Origin of the sequence: Methylomonas rivi (genome assembly GCF_024505165.1) — a bacterium.
GTDB classification, from domain to species: domain Bacteria; phylum Pseudomonadota; class Gammaproteobacteria; order Methylococcales; family Methylomonadaceae; genus Methylomonas; species Methylomonas rivi.
The window spans coordinates 1-16,983 of sequence record NZ_JANIBK010000081.1; the positions used below are offsets into that span (position 1 = coordinate 1).

The window sequence follows — 16,983 nt, forward strand, 5'->3', positions numbered from 1 at the left end:
AACGCGTCGGGGTCGCGCCGCAGGCCGGCAAAGTCGAACAGTCCTGTGTCGGCCATTTGCGAGGGGGCGATGTTTTGCAAGCCGGCGAAAATGGTTTCCAGCCGGCCCGGAAATTGTTTGTCCCAACCCGCCAGCATCTGCTTCATGGCCTTGCGTTGCAGGTTTTCCTGCGAGCCGCACAGGTTGCAGGGAATGATGGGAAATTTCTTAAAGGCCGCAAAGCGGTTGATGTCTTTTTCCCGGCAATAGGCCAACGGGCGGATAATGATGTTTTGTTTGTCGTCGCTGAGCAGTTTGGGCGGCATGGCTTTAAGCTTGCCGGCGTAAAACAGGTTCAGAAAAAAGGTTTCGATAATGTCTTCGCGGTGGTGGCCCAAGGCGATTTTGGTGATGTTGTGTTCCTTGGCGAAGCCGTACAAAGTGCCGCGACGCAAGCGCGAGCATAGGCTGCAGGTGGTTTTGCCTTCCGGGATGATGCGTTTAACGATGCTGTAGGTGTCGTGCTCGATGATATGGAAAGGCACGCCGATGGATTGCAGATACGCCGGCAGCACATGCTCGGGAAAACTCGGCTGCTTTTGGTCCAGGTTGACGGCGATGATTTCGAAGCTTACTGGCGCGGTTTTCTGCAAATTCAGCAGAATATCCAACATCGTATAAGAGTCTTTACCACCGGACAGGCAGACCATGATTTTGTCGCCGTCTTCTATCATGTTGAAATCGGCTATGGCTTCGCCGACGCAACGGCGCAGGCGTTTCTGCAACTTATTGAATTGAGTGCGGGATTTTTGTGCTAAGTCGGACATTGCGTAATGAGGCTGGCAGCCGGAGCGAGTGGCTCCGGCCACAGAAAATTAACCGTTATAACGCTGGAAAATCAGCGTGGCGTTGGTGCCGCCGAAACCGAAACTGTTGGACATGATGGTATTTAATGTCACATTTTCCCGCAGTTCGCGGACGATGGGTATGCCGGCCGCCTGCGGATCCAGTTCGGTGATGTTGGCGGAGGCGCTGAGAAAGTTTTCCTGCATCATCAACAGCGAATAAATTGCTTCGTTGACGCCGGCGGCGCCCAAGGCATGTCCTGTCAAGGATTTAGTGGAGCTAACCGCGGGAATGTTGTCGGCGCCGAATACGTTGCGCAAGGCTTCCAGTTCGCGGGTGTCGCCAACCGGAGTGCTGGTGCCGTGGGCGTTGATGTAATCGATTTTGCCGTCAACCGTGGCCATGGCTTGCTGCATGCAGCGCACGGCGCCTTCGCCGGACGGTTGCACCATATCGTAGCCGTCGGAGGTGGCGCCATAGCCGACCAGCTCGGCATAGATTTTGGCGCCGCGGGCTTTGGCATGCTCCAGTTCTTCGATCACCAGCACACCGCCGCCGCCGGAAATCACGAAGCCGTCGCGGGTGGCGTCGTAAGGGCGGGAAGCCGTTGCCGGCGTGTCGTTATATTTTGACGACAACGCACCCATCGCATCGAACAACACCGACATGGTCCAGTGCAGTTCCTCGCCGCCGCCGGCAAACACCACGTCTTGTTTGTTCAATTGAATCAGTTCCATGGCGTGGCCGATACAATGCGCGCTGGTGGCGCAGGCGGAACTGATGCTGTAGTTGACGCCCTTGATTTTGTAAGGCGTGGCCAGACAGGCGGTATTGGTGCTGGACATGGCGCGCGGCACCATATAGGGGCCGACTTTTTTAACGCCTTTCGAGCGCAGGATGTCGGCGGCATCGACGACGTTGGATGTAGACGGGCCGCCGGAACCCATCACCAAGCCGGTGCGGACATTGGAAACTTGCGCCTCTTCCAGACCGGAGTCGGCGATGGCCTGAGCCATGGCGACATAGTTATAGGCCGCGCCGTCGCCCATGAAACGTTTGATTTTCCGGTCGATGACCTCGTCCAGATCCAGATTGACCGGCGCGTGCACATGGCTTCTGAAGCCTAGTTCCTGATAAATGTCGGCATGCACGACGCCGGAACGTCCGGCCCTGAGCGATGCGACGACTTCATCCCGGTTATTGCCGATGCTGGAGACTATGCCTAAACCTGTTACAACCGCGCGTCTCATGAGAGGGCCCTTAAAAATCTTGAGTAGAAGTAAACAAGCCGACCCGTAAATCGGTGGCTTCGTAAATTTGCTTGCCGTCCACTTCCATGGTGGCGTCGGCGATGCCCATCACCAGTTTGCGCAAAATCACCCGTTTCAGGTCGATTTTGTAGACGACTTTTTTGGCGGTGGGTAGCACTTGGCCGGTAAATTTGACCTCGCCGCAGCCCAGGGCGCGGCCCTTGCCGGGGCCGCCCATCCAGCACAGATAGAAACCCACCAGTTGCCACATGGCGTCCAGACCCAGGCAGCCGGGCATGACCGGGTCTCCTTGGAAATGGCAGTCGAAGAACCACAGATCGGGAGTAATATCGAGTTCAGCTATGATTTCGCCTTTGCCGTACTTGCCGCCTTCATCCGACATATGCACGATGCGGTCCATCATCAGCATGGGGGGGAGGGGGAGTTGCGCGTTTTTAGGGCCGTATAATTCGCCGCGACCGGACATTAATAATTCTTCGCGCGTGAAACTGTGCTGTTTCTCCATTTAAATCTGTACCTGGTAAATAAGCTGAAAACTCCGCCCATTATCCAATAGTCGGGTCAAAAAATCAGCTCAATTTTTAGCCGGGATTTATTGCCCGCAATAAATCGCCGGTTTTTAAGCTGTGCCGGTTCAGGCGCTGCTGATAGATCAACGCGTACATCAATACCGAAGACACATAACCGCGGGTCTCTTTGTAGGGTATGGTTTCTATCCAAATATCGGCCGGCAAGGCTTGATCCTTGGGTAGCCATTGTTTGATACGGTTGGCGCCGGCGTTATAGGCCGCTGCGGCCAGTACAAAGTGGCCGCCGAATTGGTCCAATACTTTTTTGAAATAATAGCTGCCGTAGCGGATATTAATGTCAGGGTTGAGTAAATTGAAATCGTTATTCCAGTCTTGTCGGAGCTCGCCGGCAATTTGCCTGGCGGTTTTGGGCATCACTTGCATCAAGCCGATCGCGCCGGCGGGGGAGCCGGCAAATTCGTCGAATGCGCTTTCTTGCCTGATCAACGCAAAAACCAGCGCGGGATCGAGCTGGTTCCGGTCGGCGTTGCTTTGAATTTGGTTGTTGAACCACAAGGGGAAACGCAGTTCCATATCGTCCCAATGCTGGGCCTTGGCCAGCGTGAATATGGCCATTGAAGGCCATTGCCGGTCTTGCGCCAGTTTGGCGGCAACTTGTAATTGCCGGTTGTCCAGGTCGGCGATGGCATGCCGCCATTGCCCGACGGCTTCGGACTTGCGGTCGATGGCTAATAGTTCGTCGATGACTTGAAACGCGCTGGATTTTTGTAATGCGTCGACTTCCCGTTCCGTGGCGGTTACCGGCCTATGGTTCAGCTGAATATCCTGCCGCAAATAGTCGGCGGCCAGAAAGGCGTAAAAACCCCGGTGCGCGGCGATGGCTTGGAAGATGGCGGCCGCCTGTTGCGGTTGGCCGGTCGCCGTTAAGGCCCTGGCTTGCCAATATTGCCATTTGTCTTCCTGTCTGGCGGCTTCGCTTAAGGCCGCAATCGCCGTCAGTACCTCCGGCCATTGCTGTTGGTTCAGCGCGGCCCGCACCCGCCATTCCCGGGCGGAATCGTCGTCGCCGGCATACTGGGCCAGTTTGGCATAGGCGCGTTTGTCGCGGCGGAAGGCCAGGGCCATGCCCAAGCGTTTTTCGGTGTCGGCCACGGTTTCGGCGGGGATTTTGAACGACTGCCGATGCGTATCCCATGCCGATAACGCGGCCCGCGGGTCGCTTTCCAGCCAGCGGGTTATGGCGTGCGCAAACAGCTGACCGGCTTGCGGATCGTCGCGCCGCCAAGCCGCCGCTTGCGTAACCAGTTCCGGCTGGTTATGCAGTTTGAGCCATTGTTCGGCCAAGGCGCGGTCCCGGTGGTCAAACAGCGGCAGTAATTGTTTGGCCAAGGCCGCATTATTCAGTTTCAGGGCGGCCTGGAAACGTTGCCGGATCAATTCGGCGGTCAAGAAGGACGAAGATTGTAAGGCTCCGAATAATGCATCGCAGGCCGCGGGCAGGGTTTTACCGCTCAGCCAAAATTGTTTGGCGCTTTCCAGCGCGGCTTGTTGTTCTCCATTGCCGTATTGCGCCTGGGCAAAATAGCACTGTAATTCCGTATCGTTGCTGTTGTTGTAAAAATTGATAAAAGACAGCCATTGCCGCTGCTGGCCTAGATGCGCCATCCACTTGAGGTGCAGTAACTGCGCATAGCGGCTATCGGCGTTTTCCAGCAAAAACGCCCGCACGGATTTTTCGTCATCCAGGTGATTGGCCAGCCATTGGTATTGCAGATAGGGATAGAGCGGATAGGTTTTTAACGTATCCGCCAGTGCAAAATAGTCATCCTCGCGGTTTTGTTTGATGTATTGTTCAGCCTGTAAAAAGGTGGTGCGCATCGCAGCCAGACCGCGCTCGGTGTCTGCTCCGGCCGATAAGCCGGATGCGGGCAGGCAAGCCAGCAGTAGCAGGCGGGCGGCGATCTTCATGGAATTCATCAATAAACCCAAGGCTGAAATGGTTTTTGCCAAAAACATAAACCATTATAATCCCCTTGGCCCAACCCATTATGCTTAAACATTGAAAACACCATTCTCGCCCAGCAAATCCCATTATTCCTGGCATTACATTTTTCGCATAGCCTTACAGCATAAAAAACATTTGGTGGCGGGGCACTTCATTGCCGTGCTGGCTACCCTGGCCAGCGTGCCGGTGCCCTTACTGATGCCGCTATTGGTGGACGAGGTGTTGCTGCAGAACCCGGGGCTGGTATTGCGGACAGTCGATCCGTTTTTGGCCGCCGAATGGCGGCAACCCATCGTCTATATCGCCGGGGTATTGTTGGTCAGCTTGTTGCTGCGCCTGTTTGCCTTGGCCCTGAATATCATCCAGACCCGCCAGTTTTCCAACATCGCCAAGGACGTGATCTTCCGGATACGCAAGAGTCTGGTGCATCAATTGCAGCATATCTCGATGTCGGAATACGAAAGCCTGGGTAGCGGTACCGTGACGGCGCATATGGTGACCGATCTGGACACGCTGGATAACTTTATCGGCACCACCATCAGCAAACTGCTGGTGGCCTGTCTGACAGTGCTGGGTACGGCGGTGATTTTGCTGTGGATGCATTGGCAACTGGGTTTGTTCATCATCTTTTTAAATCCGGTGGTGATCTATTTCGCCAAGTCCATAGGCTCGAAAATCAAGGATTTAAAAGCCAACGAAAACAAGGCCTACAGCGTGTTCCAGCAGGCCTTGAGCGAAACCCTGGAAGCCATCAACCAGATTCGCGCCAGTAACCGCGAGGAACATTATTGCCGGCAATTGATCAACAGCGCGTTGGCGGTGAAAAACCATTCCACAGTGTTCGCCTGGAAAAGCGACGCGGCCATCCGCTTGAGTTTTCTGACATTTTTGTTCGGGTTCGACATTTTTCGCGCCACCGCCATGTTGATGGTGCTGTATTCCGATCTCAGCATCGGGCAAATGTTGGCCGTGTTCGGCTATTTATGGTTCATGATGGCGCCGGTGCAGGAAATTCTCGGTATCCAGCAGGCGTTTTACGCCGCCAAGGCCGCGCTTGCCAGAATCAACCAGTTGACGCTGCTGCAACGGGAACCGGAATATCCGCACCTGGAAAATCCGTTCCTGGCGGCCAAGACCGTCTCCGTTACGGTGAAGGATTTGCATTTTAGTTACAAGGACGAACCGGTGCTGAACGGCATCAATCTGCACATCAAGGCCGGGGAAAAAATCGCCTTGGTCGGCGCCAGCGGCGGCGGCAAATCCACCTTGGCGCAAACTTTGATCGGGCTCTACCCGCCCAATCAAGGCATGATTTATTTCGACGGCGTGCCTATCGACCGCATCGGTCTGGATGTGGTGCGCGAACACGTAGCCACGGTGTTACAGCATCCGGCGCTGTTGAACGACACCATCCGCGCCAATCTGACCCTGGGTCGGGACATCGACGATAGCGAACTGTGGTATGCACTGGAACTGGCGCAACTGAAGGCTACCGTGGCCGAACTGGCAAACGGTCTGGATACAGTGGTCGGGCGGCAGGGCATGCGTTTGTCCGGCGGCCAACGGCAGCGCATGGCGATTGCGCGTATGATAGTCAGCAAGCCTTCCGTCGTCATTCTGGACGAAGCGACCTCGGCCCTGGATAGCGAAACCGAGTATAAATTACACCATGCCCTGAACGAATTTTTAAACGGCAGAACCACCATCATCATTGCCCATCGCCTCAGCGCGGTCAAACAAGCCGAGCATGTCTACGTGTTCGAAGAAGGCCAAATCTGCGAGCAGGGCAGGCACGAGGCCCTGATTCAGCAAAACGGCCTGTATGCAAAACTTTACGGTGAATATCAATAATGCAAGACAACTACGATTTACATTGCCACTCCACGGCGTCGGACGGGGCTTTAGCGCCCGCCGAAGTGGTGCGGCGAGCCCATCGGCAGGGCGTGACGGCGCTGGCATTGACCGATCACGACACCACGGCCGGTCTGCGGGAAGCCGCGCAAGCGGCGGAAGATTGCGGCATACGCTTGATACCGGGCATCGAATTGTCGGCGTTGCATGCCCACCAATGCCTGCATATTATCGGCCTGAATATCGATGCGGAGCAGCCGATACTGATCGACGGATTGGCCAAGCAACAAAGCCTGCGCGAGCAACGGGCGCTGAAAATCGCCGAAAAACTGCAAAAAAAAGGCATTGCCGGGGCGCATGAAGCCGTGACTCGGGCGGCGGGCAACGGCGAAATCACTCGCTCGCATTTTGCCGATTTTCTGGTTGCGCAAGGCTATGTCGCCACCCAGCAGGATGCCTTCGACCGCTACCTGAGCAAAGGCAAACCGGCATTCGTCCCAACCCAATGGGCCGGTCTGGAGGAGGCGGTCGGCTGGATACGCGCGGCCGGCGGCGTTGCCGTGCTGGCGCACCCGTTGCGGTATAGCCTGAGTTTTAAATGGATGGATAAGGCGCTGACCGCCTTCAAACAATTCGGCGGGCAGGGCGTGGAGGTGGTGACGGGGCGAGCGTCCGCGGACGACATTCTGCTGAGTTTGCAATTGACCCGCAAGCACCGGCTGCTGGCGTCGGTTGGCTCGGATTTTCATACCCCGGAAAACCAGTGGGTCGAATTGGGCCGGCTGGCGCCATTACCCGCGGGCGCGGAACCGGTTTGGTCGTTATTTCTACCCGAACTACCGCTGGTTGCGGACATTCATTAAAGCCCGTATTTTTTACGCTTGCGCCAAAAGGTGGCCCGGCTCATGCCGACCAGTTTGGCGGCGGTTTCCAAATGCCCGCCGGCGTTTTGCAGCGCTTCGCGGATCAGGTCGGCTTCGTTGGCGCGCCGGTTGCCGCCGATTAGTGGCGGCGCGGCGCTGTAGGTTGGGGATGCTTCCCGAAATTCCGGCGGCAGGTCGTCCAAGGTAATTTCATTACCCCGTCCCACCGCGAACGCATATTCGACCACGTTTTTCAATTCCCTGACATTACCCGGCCAGCGGTAATCCAGCAAGCGGCGCATGGCTTCCGGGGCGATGCTGTCGACATGGCGGCGGCCGTGCCGGTTATGCTGCTGTATGCATTGCCACAACAATAAATTGACATCCTGGCGTCTTTCCCGCAACGGCGGTAAAAATACCGGCACCACCCGCAGCCGGTACATCAAATCTTCCCGAAACCGTCCGGCTTTGACTTCCTCGCGTAACGAGCGGTGGGTGGCGGCGATGATGCGCACATCGACATTGATGGCGGCATCGGCGCCCACCGGGATAAAACTTTGCTCCTGCAAAACCCGCAGCAACTTGGCCTGCAGTTCCAACGGCAGTTCCGCCACTTCGTCCAAAAATAAAGTGCCGCCGTGGGCGCGCTGAAACAGGCCGGCATGGTTGCGCATCGCCCCGGTAAACGCGCCTTTTACATGGCCGAAAAGCTCGCTTTCCAACAGGCTCGGCGTCAGCGCCGCGCAGTTGATGGCCAGAAACGGTTTATTGCCGCGGCTGCTTTCTAGGTGCAGTGCGTGCGCCACCAATTCCTTGCCGGTGCCGGATTCGCCGCGAATCAGCACGGTCGCTTCGGTTTCGGCCACATTGCGGATAATTTTTATCGCTTCCTGCATGGCGGGGTCGCGCGACAAAATGCCATGAAAACTGTCGCTATCGGTCAGCGATTTGGCGCTGGGCGCGGTTGCCGCCCGCGGTTGCAAAAATTCCAAAGCGCCGGCGAAACGGCCGTCGGCGGCGAAAAACGCTCGCGCGGTGCGATAGCAGCTTAGGCTGTTGCCGTCGGGGCGGCGCAATTTCACCAATTGGTCCTTAATGGCGCCATGTTCCGCCAAGCCGCAGGGGTCGCGGCCTTCGTCGCAATTCAAGGCTTCGGTGCAGACTTTGCCGATTACCGCTTCGGCGGCCAAGCCGAACAATTTTTCGGCGCCCTTGCTCCAGAACAGAATTTTGCCGTCTGCATCCACGGCAAACACCGCGCCGGCGTCCACCAGATCGGTGAGTATGGTAATGACCTGGTCGGGGCCGATTTGGCTTAGCCAGCGGTTAAAAAACGGCGAGGATTGGCTCATGGAAGCTTTGCGATTGTTTCAAAATGTTGCAATTTTAACACGCGTTTAGCATTTGTTTCATGTGGCGAGGTAAATTTGTTTCAAATGAAACTTCTGGATGCCGTATGGCTTGCTGTTAAGGCAATAAATCGGACGATACATAGGCTGTTGAGCTATTTTGTAGGCTTGGCATGGATATAGCTTATAGAAAAGTAGCGATAAATTCGAAACCGTCGCGTTAACCGAATTTGAGCGAATGTTTCAAAAAACACTGGTTACATCCCCCTAATGCGCGCATCAGCCGCGTGCATTTTCTTGGCCGGGAGCGTTGCAATGGTCGATGCTCCCGGCATTTTTTTTAGATTTAAACCGGCAGGCCGCATCAAATTAATGGATGCAGTCATCGCCTGCAAGCATATTCATTTTTTAGATAAATACATCGAAACTTAACGTTTTATCTGCATCGCCGTTTTCTTTACTATGCACTCCCGAAGGCAACACAGTTAACGCTTTTGTCAACATTTAAAGGAGGTCAATATGGCGGATGCAGAGGAGGCTGATTTATTCAAATTAGTGCAAAGCCGGGATATTGCGCGGATTGTCGAGTCGCTCCTGCAGGATATTCGCTTTGGTTCGATCGAACTGGTCGTGCATGACGGTCGAGTCGTGCAAATTGAGAAACACGAAAAATTTAGACTGAGTAACTAGGCCTAGACGTCTTGATTACTTGGGCCTTAGCTGACCGGACCACCGGAAGTTATGGTGATTAAAGCCACTTAATTACTTTAATTTTCACTGGAGAAGTCAGCCATGAAACGGCATTTTTTTACCTTTAATAGCAAAACCCGATTGGCAAGTGCCTTGCTGATATTACCTCAGCTTGCCGCTGCCGAAGACTATTACCGCAAGACCAAAGGTTATCGCGTCGAGCCGGAAACCGATCCTCCCGCCTATGTACGCAATTTAAGCAAAACCCAGTTCGAACAATTCCGCGATGTGGAATGGCTGGATGTCGGTCTGGACTTCCGTACCCGCTACGAGTACCGGGAAAACGACCTGCGCCGGCGTACCAACCCCTCCACCGGCGCCACGTTGAACAAGTATCGTAACGACCCGGATAACCTCTGGTTGCTGCGCACCCGCGCCTATGTCGGCGTCAAGGATATACTGGATCCCTTGCGGTTCGCTGTGGAATTCGAAGACGCCCGCAGTCACAACAGCATCTACGAAAAAACCGACGCCGACGTCAACGAGTTCGAATTGATTCAAGGCTACGGCGAACTGTATTTCGCCAACGCCCTGGGCCACAATCGCCCCATCAGCATTCGCGCCGGCCGCCAGTCGCTGGAGTTGCTGGATAGGCGCATGATCGGCAACAACCAGTTCCGCAACACTACCAACAATTTCGAAGGGGTGCGGGTGCGCTTCGGCAAGAAACAGAACAACTGGGACCTGGATACCTTCGCCTTCCAGCCGGTGGAACGGACCATGAACAAATTCGACCAGCCTGATGAAGATACCTGGATTTACGGTGCGGTGCTGAGTCTGAAGCAATGGTCGGACTATGTCACCCTTCAGCCCTACGTATTGGGGCGCAAAGTCAATGGCGACCCGCTGAATCGGGTGGTTGCCAACCGTAAGGCCGACATGGATATTTATGCCCCCGGTTTGCGTGTCTACGGTTTGCTATGGGATAGCGGCTTCGATTTCGACGCCGACCTCAACAAGCAATTCGGCCGTTCCGGTGCCTTGAATAACAGCGCTTTGGGACAAGTGCAGCGTCAGCACGATGCCCTGGCCTACTCGCTGGAACTCGGCTACAGCTTCGATCACGACTGGAAGCCCAGGGCCAGCCTGTATTACGGCTACGGCAGCGGCGATAAGGACGCCAACGACAGCATCAATAACCGCTTCGATGCCTTCTACGGCTTTAACCAACCCTGGTCGCGCAACGATTATTTTTCCTGGGACAACATCCACGCCCCCAAAACCAGGCTGGAGTTTACCCCGTATAAGGATGTACGCGTCGACATGGGCTACAACGCCTACTGGCTGCAAAGCGAATCCGATGCCTGGAACCGCGCCAACTTGCGTGATCGTAGCGGACAAAGCGGCAGTTTCCTGGGGCACGAATTCGACATCCGCCTGCGCCACAAACTCAACCCTTATGTCGATTGGAGCCTGAGTTATGCCCGCTTTACCCCCGGCGATTTTACCCAGTCGTTTAATCAAACCGTCAGCGCAAGCGCGGGCCCCTTTACCAACGAGCCCAGCAACTTTTTCTATTTCGAGGTTTCCCTGAATGCCTTTGGCGACGGCAAACCCAAATACCAATAAGCCCTGGCAAGCTTAGCATCCGGAGCCGGGTTCCGGCGGAGGGGAAAGGTACGGCTTTATATATCTTAATATAAGATATTTAATTCTAAAACTATCGTTTTAATTGCAATTCGAGGTGGCCTATGCTGTGCGCACTCCAAAGCACAGCGTAACCACTTTTACTACTTAAGGAGGCATCATGCCATTTACCAAAACCCTGAAACCGTTGCTGGTCGGCTTGTCCTTACTGCTTAGCGGCCACGCTTGGGCCGATCGTACCTTGCTCAATGTATCTTACGACCCAACCCGTGAGCTGTATCAGGACTTTAACAAAGCATTCGTCCAATACTGGAAAGATAAAACCGGTGAGGACGTGGCGATTCAGCAATCCCATGGGGGGGCCGGCAAACAAACCCGTGCCGTGATCGACGGTCTGGAAGCCGATGTGTTGACCTTGGCGCTGTCCTACGACATCGATCAAATTGCCGAACGCGCCCGGCTGTTGCCGAAAGATTGGCAAAGCCGTTTGCCCAACAACAGCCTGCCGTATACCTCGACCATTGTGTTTCTGGTGCGCAAGGGCAATCCTAAAGCCATCAAAAACTGGGACGATCTGACCAAAGAAGGCGTATCGGTGATTACCCCCAATCCCAAGACATCCGGCGGCGCCCGCTACAACTATCTGGCGGCCTGGGCATTCGCGGAAAAAAGTTTCGGCAGCAAGGACGCCGCCAAGGATTTCGTCAAGAAACTGTATAAAAACGTGCCGGTACTGGATTCCGGCGCGCGCGGCTCGACCACTACCTTTATTCAGCGCGGTATCGGCGATGTGTTGATTACCTGGGAAAACGAAGGCTTTCTGGCCCTCAAAGAATACGGCCCCAGCGAATATGAAATCGTGGTGCCACCGGTCAGTATCAAAGCCGAAACACCGGTCACCGTGGTCGACAAAATCGTCGACAAAAACGGCACCCGCGATTTGGCCGAGGCGTACTTGCAATACCTGTTTTCACCCGTGGGACAAAAACTGGCGGCCAAGCATTTTTACCGGCCATTCCAGCCGGAACACGCCGCCCCTGACGACTTGAAACGCTTTCCGCAACTGGAGTTATTCACGGTGGATCAGCAATTCGGCGGCTGGGCCAAGGCGCAAGCAGAGCATTTCAACGACGGCGGTACTTTTGACCAAATCTATACCCCTTGATCGATGCTAACTGTTGATGCGGGGATGGCGATAGCCGTCCCCACTGATTGCCGGCTGCCGCTGGCAAGCAAAAAACGGATGAGAGATATAACACCGCTGTTTTTTAACTGACTTAACCACCGAATTTATGCCACAAAGCCACATCATGCCGGGATTTCGCCCGGCGCTCGGTTTCACGCTGTTTTATCTGGCGCTGATCGTATTGATACCGCTCAGCGCGATGCTGCTAAAAACCCTGCAACTCAGCCTGGATCAGTTTTGGGAAATTTTGACCAGCCGGCGAGTGTTGACATCATTCCGGGTCAGCTTCGGCGCGGCCCTGATCGCGGCCGGTATAGCGGCCGTATTAGGTTCCGTCATCGCCTGGTGCTTGGTACGCTACCCATTTCCCGGTAAAAAAATCTTCGATGCCTTGATTGATCTGCCATTTGCCCTGCCGACTGCCGTGGCCGGCATCGTGCTGGCGACCATTTACGAGCCCAAGGGCTGGATAGGCAAATGGGTGATGGACGCCATCGGTGTTCAAATTGCCTACAAACCGCTGGGCATCGTGTTTGCATTGATCTTCATCGGCCTGCCGTTCGTGGTGCGCACCATCGAGCCGGTACTACAGGAATTCGATAGCGCCATGGAAGAGGCCGCCGCCAGTCTCGGCGCCAATCGTTGGCAGGCCTTTACCAATATCATACTACCCAACATTCTGCCGGCGGCAATCACCGGTTTCGCGCTGGCATTTGCCCGTGGTGTCGGCGAATACGGTTCGGTCATCTTCATCGCCGGCAACATGCCCTATGTCTCTGAAGTCGTGCCGCTGTTGATCATCACCAAACTGGAACAATACGACTACGCCGGCGCCACCGCCATCGGCCTGATCATGTTGCTGCTGTCGTTTGTTTTACTGTTAATGATTAACGGTCTGCAATGGTGGATGCGCCGCCGTAACGGTCAACTATAAGAGGTATCAACATGAGCGCCATAAATCCCGGTTTTAGCCACCGCGCCAAGCCGCTGACCTTGAACGACTCGGCCTGGGTGCGGCATACCCTGGTCATTATCAGCCTGCTAACCATAGTGTTGTTTTTGATTTTGCCTTTGGCGACGGTGTTGATCGAGGCCTTCGCCAAGGGCTGGTCGACTTACGCGGCCAGTTTAGCGGAACCGGACGCCCTGGCTGCCATGCGCCTGACCTTGCTGGTGGCGGCCATTACCGTGCCGCTGACCACCGTGTTCGGCGTGTCGGCGGCCTGGGCCATTGCCCGCTTTGAGTTTTGGGGTAAAAACCTGTTGATCACCCTGATCGACTTGCCGTTTTCGGTATCGCCGGTGATTGCCGGCTTGATTTACGTGTTGATTTTCGGCGCCCAGGGCTGGATAGGGCCGTGGCTGTCCGCTCACGACATTAAAGTCATTTTCGCCGTGCCCGGCATCGTGCTGGCCACCTTATTCGTGACCTTTCCCTTCGTAGCGCGGGAATTGATCCCGTTGATGCAGGAAATCGGCCACGAAGAAGAGGAAGCCGCTTTGTCGCTGGGCGCCAACGGCTGGCAGACTTTTTTCAAGATTACCGTGCCCAACATCAAGTGGGGGCTGTTGTACGGCGTCTTGCTCTGCAACGCCCGAGCCATGGGCGAATTCGGCGCGGTATCGGTGGTATCCGGCCATATCCGTGGCCTGACCAATACCCTGCCGCTGCATGTCGAAACCAGCTACAACGAATACGACTTCGTCGGCGCCTTTGCCAGCGCCTCTTTATCGGCTGGACTGGCGGTGGTAACCCTGGTGGTAAAAACCGTCCTGGAATGGAAGCAGAAACAAGATTTAAAGGCGGCAAGACAAGCCGCCGCCGAATGACGATAAGACCACGAATTTTGCGAGAAACGCCATGAGTATTACCTTACAACACATCAGCAAACAGTTCGGCGCCTTCAAGGCCTTGGACGACATCAACCTGGACATTCCCGAAGGGGAACTGGTGGCCTTGTTGGGGCCGTCCGGCTGCGGCAAAACCACCTTGCTGCGCATCATCGCCGGCCTGGAGCAGGCCGATCAAGGCGACGTGTTTCTGAAGGGCGACAACGTCACCGATCAACCGGTGAAAAACCGCCGGATCGGCTTCGTGTTTCAACACTACGCCTTGTTCCGGCACATGACGGTATTCGACAATATTGCCTTTGGTTTACGGGTAAAACCACGCAAGGAAAGACCCGGCGAAGCGCAAATAAAGGACAAAGTACATGCCTTGCTGCAATTGGTGCAACTTGACTGGCTGCACGATAGATTCCCCGACCAGCTTTCCGGCGGCCAACGCCAGCGCATCGCGTTAGCGAGAGCCTTGGCGGTGGAACCTTCGGTGTTGCTGCTGGACGAACCCTTCGGCGCCCTGGATGCCAGCGTACGCAAGGATTTACGCCTGTGGCTGCGGCATCTGCATCATGAATTGAATGTCACCAGCATCTTCGTCACCCACGACCAGGAGGAAGCCATGGAAGTGGCCAGCCAGATCGTAGTCCTCAATCACGGCAAGATCGAACAAAAAGGCACGCCCAGCGAAATTTACGATCAGCCGCAAAGCGACTTTGTGTCCCGCTTTATCGGCCAAACCAATGTGTTTCATATCGAAGGCGACGAACAGCACTGGCTGAAAAGCACCGGCATCATCGTCGATGAACCGAAAGGCACTGTCGCCCATGTACGGCCGCACAACATCGATGTAGAAAAAGTAACCGATGCGACGAATTCACGGGTGTTTTTGAAAGACTGGCAACACCTGGGCGGCACGATACGGCTGGAACTCAACCGTGACGGCCATAACGGCTCGGGCAGTACGATTTATGCCGAAATGCCCAACGAACAATTTCGGGAATTGGCACTGCACAAAGGCGACCGAGTCGCGTTACGGATAAAGCATGCCCATTGGTTTAACTAAACCCAATCGCGAAGCGCCGGGAAGATAGGCATGAATTTCAACCAACTTGATTTGCCGCGGTTTTTGCCGGAAACCGAGTTCAACCCGTATAAAGCCGTCGAGAAGCTCAAGGTCGTGCAAGCCGCCAGCATGCAGGTTCGGTTATTGGAAGAAGAACTGGCCAGTCCGTTGTTACAGCGGACTGGCAAGAAATTGATAGTGTCAACCGGCTTTGAAAAACCGGTGCGATTCCGGTAACGATTTGGCTTTAATCGTTAAGCAAGCAAAATTGGAAGCCAACGTTTTATCGTTGAAACAGGGGGGAGGGTCGGCAAATTGCGAAAGCGTTTAGCCGTTTCATGCGCTACTCCCCCGTAACGCTAAGCCCGCGGCCGCCGTCTCAGCTTCTGATTTTGTACCCGTTCTTAAACACCCAGCGGACAAAGATCAGACAGATCAGCAAAAAGCCAAAGGTCGCGCCGACGCTCATGGCGACATTCACATCGGCAATGCCGTAAAAGCTCCAGCGAAAGCTGCTGATCAAATACACCACCGGATTGAACAGGGTGATCTTCTGCCATAGCGGCGGTAGCATAGTGATCGAATAGAACGCGCCGCCGAGAAAAGTCAGCGGGGTAACGATCAGCATCGGCACCACCTGCAGCTTCTGGAAACTGTCGGCCCACAGGCCGATAATGAAACCGAATAAACTAAAGGTAACGGCGGTCAGCAGCAGAAAGGCGACCATCCAGCCGGGATGGGCAATTTCATAGGGCACGAAAACGCGCGCGGTGCCCAGTATCAACAAACCCAGCAGCACCGACTTGGTCGCGGCCGCCCCCACATAACCGATCAGCACCTCCACCCAGGAAACCGGCGCCGACAGCAGCTCATAAATAGTGCCCGCCCACCTGGGCATGTAAATGCCGAAAGAGGCGTTGGAGATGCTTTCGTTGAGTAAATTCAGCATCACCAGACCCGGAATGATGAAGGCGCCGTAGCCGACGCTGTCGATATCGCCCATGCGCGAACCGATGGCCTTGCCGAAGACGATGAAGTACAGCGAGGTAGTCAGTACCGGCGCGGCGATGCTTTCCGCCAAGGTTCGGAAGGTGCGCGCCATTTCGAAGCGGTAAATGGCGCGAATGCCGTGGATATTCATGCCGGTGTCTCCTTGGATTGATGGACCAGGCTGACGAAAATGTCCTCCAACGAACTCTCGCTGGAGCGTAAATCCTTGAAATCGATACCGTGCTCGTTTAGCGCGCGCAGCAGTGCGGCGATGCCGGATTCTTCCTTCTGGCCATCGAAGCTGTAAATCAGGGCGTGGCCATCCTCGGCAAGCGCTAACGGCCAGGCGCCGAGCGCTTCCGGAATGCCGTCCATGGGCTGCCGCAACGTCAGCGTGAGCTGCTTTTTGCCGAGTTTGCGCATCAGTACGGCTTTGTCTTCAACCATGATCAGTTCGCCCTTGTCGATGACGCCGATGCGGTCCGCCATCTCTTCCGCCTCTTCGATGTAGTGGGTGGTCAGGATAATGGTAGTGCCCCGCGCGCGCAATTCGCGCACCATGCGCCACATGTCGTGGCGCAATTCCACATCGACGCCGGCGCTCGGCTCATCGAGAAACAAGATCGATGGCTCGTGCGCCAAGGCCTTGGCAATCAGCACCCGGCGTTTCATACCGCCGGATAGGGTCATGATTTTTGCGTTGCGCTTGTCCCACAGAGACAAGTCGCGCAGCACCTTTTCCAGGTAGGCGGGGTTGGGCGGCCGGCCGAACAGCCCGCGGCTGAAATTGACCGTGGCCCATACCGTCTCGAACGCGTCCGTATGCAACTCCTGGGGCACCAAGCCGATCGCGGCCCGCGCGGCGCGGAAA

At 55.4% G+C, this 16,983-nt stretch carries 17 protein-coding genes; 10 read left to right on the forward strand and 7 right to left on the reverse strand.

The features are described 5' to 3' along the window. The 4 genes from ttcA to NP596_RS13935 all read right to left on the reverse strand — a co-directional run. Positions 1-806 (reverse strand): tRNA 2-thiocytidine(32) synthetase TtcA (gene ttcA, locus NP596_RS13920; protein WP_256615992.1); only part of this gene is annotated, 806 nt, incomplete at its 3' end. Between the two features lie 48 nt (positions 807-854). Further along, on the reverse strand, positions 855-2,075 hold the full coding sequence (fabB, locus tag NP596_RS13925; RefSeq protein WP_256615993.1) for a beta-ketoacyl-ACP synthase I: 1,221 nt from the start codon (positions 2,073-2,075) through the stop codon (positions 855-857). A gap of 10 nt (positions 2,076-2,085) precedes the next feature. Then, positions 2,086-2,601 carry a 3-hydroxyacyl-[acyl-carrier-protein] dehydratase FabA gene (fabA, locus tag NP596_RS13930; RefSeq protein ID WP_256615994.1) on the reverse strand — a complete coding sequence of 172 codons (516 nt, stop codon included), beginning with the start codon at positions 2,599-2,601 and terminating at the stop codon, positions 2,086-2,088. A 76-nt stretch (positions 2,602-2,677) separates the two neighbouring features. Further along, the gene (locus tag NP596_RS13935) at positions 2,678-4,636 is read right to left on the reverse strand and encodes a transglycosylase SLT domain-containing protein (RefSeq protein WP_256615995.1); all 1,959 of its coding nucleotides are present in this window, start codon (positions 4,634-4,636) and stop codon (positions 2,678-2,680) included. 49 nt (positions 4,637-4,685) lie between these two features. Between NP596_RS13935 and NP596_RS13940 the strand changes: the two genes are divergently transcribed. After that, positions 4,686-6,482: an ABC transporter ATP-binding protein gene (locus NP596_RS13940; protein ID WP_256615996.1), complete on the forward strand. Its 1,797-nt coding sequence runs from the start codon at positions 4,686-4,688 to the stop codon at positions 6,480-6,482. Then, positions 6,482-7,345: a PHP domain-containing protein gene (locus NP596_RS13945; RefSeq protein WP_256615997.1), complete on the forward strand. Its 864-nt coding sequence runs from the start codon at positions 6,482-6,484 to the stop codon at positions 7,343-7,345. Before NP596_RS13940 ends, NP596_RS13945 begins: the two co-directional genes overlap by 1 nt. Here NP596_RS13945 and NP596_RS13950 read toward each other — a convergent pair. Beyond that, a complete protein-coding gene (locus tag NP596_RS13950; protein ID WP_256615998.1) occupies positions 7,342-8,697 on the reverse strand; it encodes a sigma-54 interaction domain-containing protein in 1,356 nt (451 codons plus the stop codon). The two genes, NP596_RS13945 and NP596_RS13950, sit on opposite strands and share 4 nt — an antisense overlap. A gap of 267 nt (positions 8,698-8,964) precedes the next feature. Here NP596_RS13950 and NP596_RS13955 point away from each other — a divergent pair, with 267 nt between their 5' ends. From NP596_RS13955 to NP596_RS13990, 8 genes are all read left to right on the forward strand, one after another. Next, a complete protein-coding gene (locus NP596_RS13955) occupies positions 8,965-9,126 on the forward strand; it encodes a hypothetical protein (protein WP_256615999.1) in 162 nt (53 codons plus the stop codon). Positions 9,127-9,213: 87 nt separating this feature from the next. Continuing rightward, a complete protein-coding gene (locus tag NP596_RS13960) occupies positions 9,214-9,384 on the forward strand; it encodes a YezD family protein (RefSeq protein WP_256616000.1) in 171 nt (56 codons plus the stop codon). Between the two features lie 102 nt (positions 9,385-9,486). Beyond that, positions 9,487-11,013, forward strand: coding sequence for an alginate export family protein (locus NP596_RS13965; RefSeq protein ID WP_256616001.1), 1,527 nt, complete (start codon positions 9,487-9,489; stop codon positions 11,011-11,013). Positions 11,014-11,191: 178 nt separating this feature from the next. Continuing rightward, positions 11,192-12,196, forward strand: coding sequence for a sulfate ABC transporter substrate-binding protein (locus NP596_RS13970; protein ID WP_256616002.1), 1,005 nt, complete (start codon positions 11,192-11,194; stop codon positions 12,194-12,196). Positions 12,197-12,323: 127 nt separating this feature from the next. Then, complete coding sequence (gene cysT / locus NP596_RS13975; RefSeq protein WP_256616003.1) at positions 12,324-13,151, forward strand: sulfate ABC transporter permease subunit CysT; 828 nt, start codon at positions 12,324-12,326, stop codon at positions 13,149-13,151. A gap of 11 nt (positions 13,152-13,162) precedes the next feature. Continuing rightward, positions 13,163-14,047 (forward strand): sulfate ABC transporter permease subunit CysW, encoded by an 885-nt coding sequence (gene cysW / locus NP596_RS13980; RefSeq protein ID WP_256616004.1) that lies wholly within the window; start codon positions 13,163-13,165, stop codon positions 14,045-14,047. A 31-nt stretch (positions 14,048-14,078) separates the two neighbouring features. Then, the gene (locus NP596_RS13985) at positions 14,079-15,122 is read left to right on the forward strand and encodes a sulfate/molybdate ABC transporter ATP-binding protein (protein ID WP_256616005.1); all 1,044 of its coding nucleotides are present in this window, start codon (positions 14,079-14,081) and stop codon (positions 15,120-15,122) included. A gap of 30 nt (positions 15,123-15,152) precedes the next feature. Continuing rightward, a complete protein-coding gene (locus tag NP596_RS13990; RefSeq protein WP_256616006.1) occupies positions 15,153-15,359 on the forward strand; it encodes a hypothetical protein in 207 nt (68 codons plus the stop codon). A 142-nt stretch (positions 15,360-15,501) separates the two neighbouring features. Here the strand turns inward: NP596_RS13990 and NP596_RS13995 are convergent, their stop codons facing one another. Further along, entirely contained in the window at positions 15,502-16,263 is a 762-nt protein-coding gene (locus tag NP596_RS13995) for an ABC transporter permease (RefSeq protein WP_256616007.1), read from the reverse strand. Beyond that, the coding region (locus tag NP596_RS14000) for an ABC transporter ATP-binding protein (RefSeq protein WP_256616008.1) at positions 16,260-16,983 on the reverse strand (724 nt) is incomplete at its 5' end. The genes NP596_RS14000 and NP596_RS13995, both read right to left, overlap by 4 nt.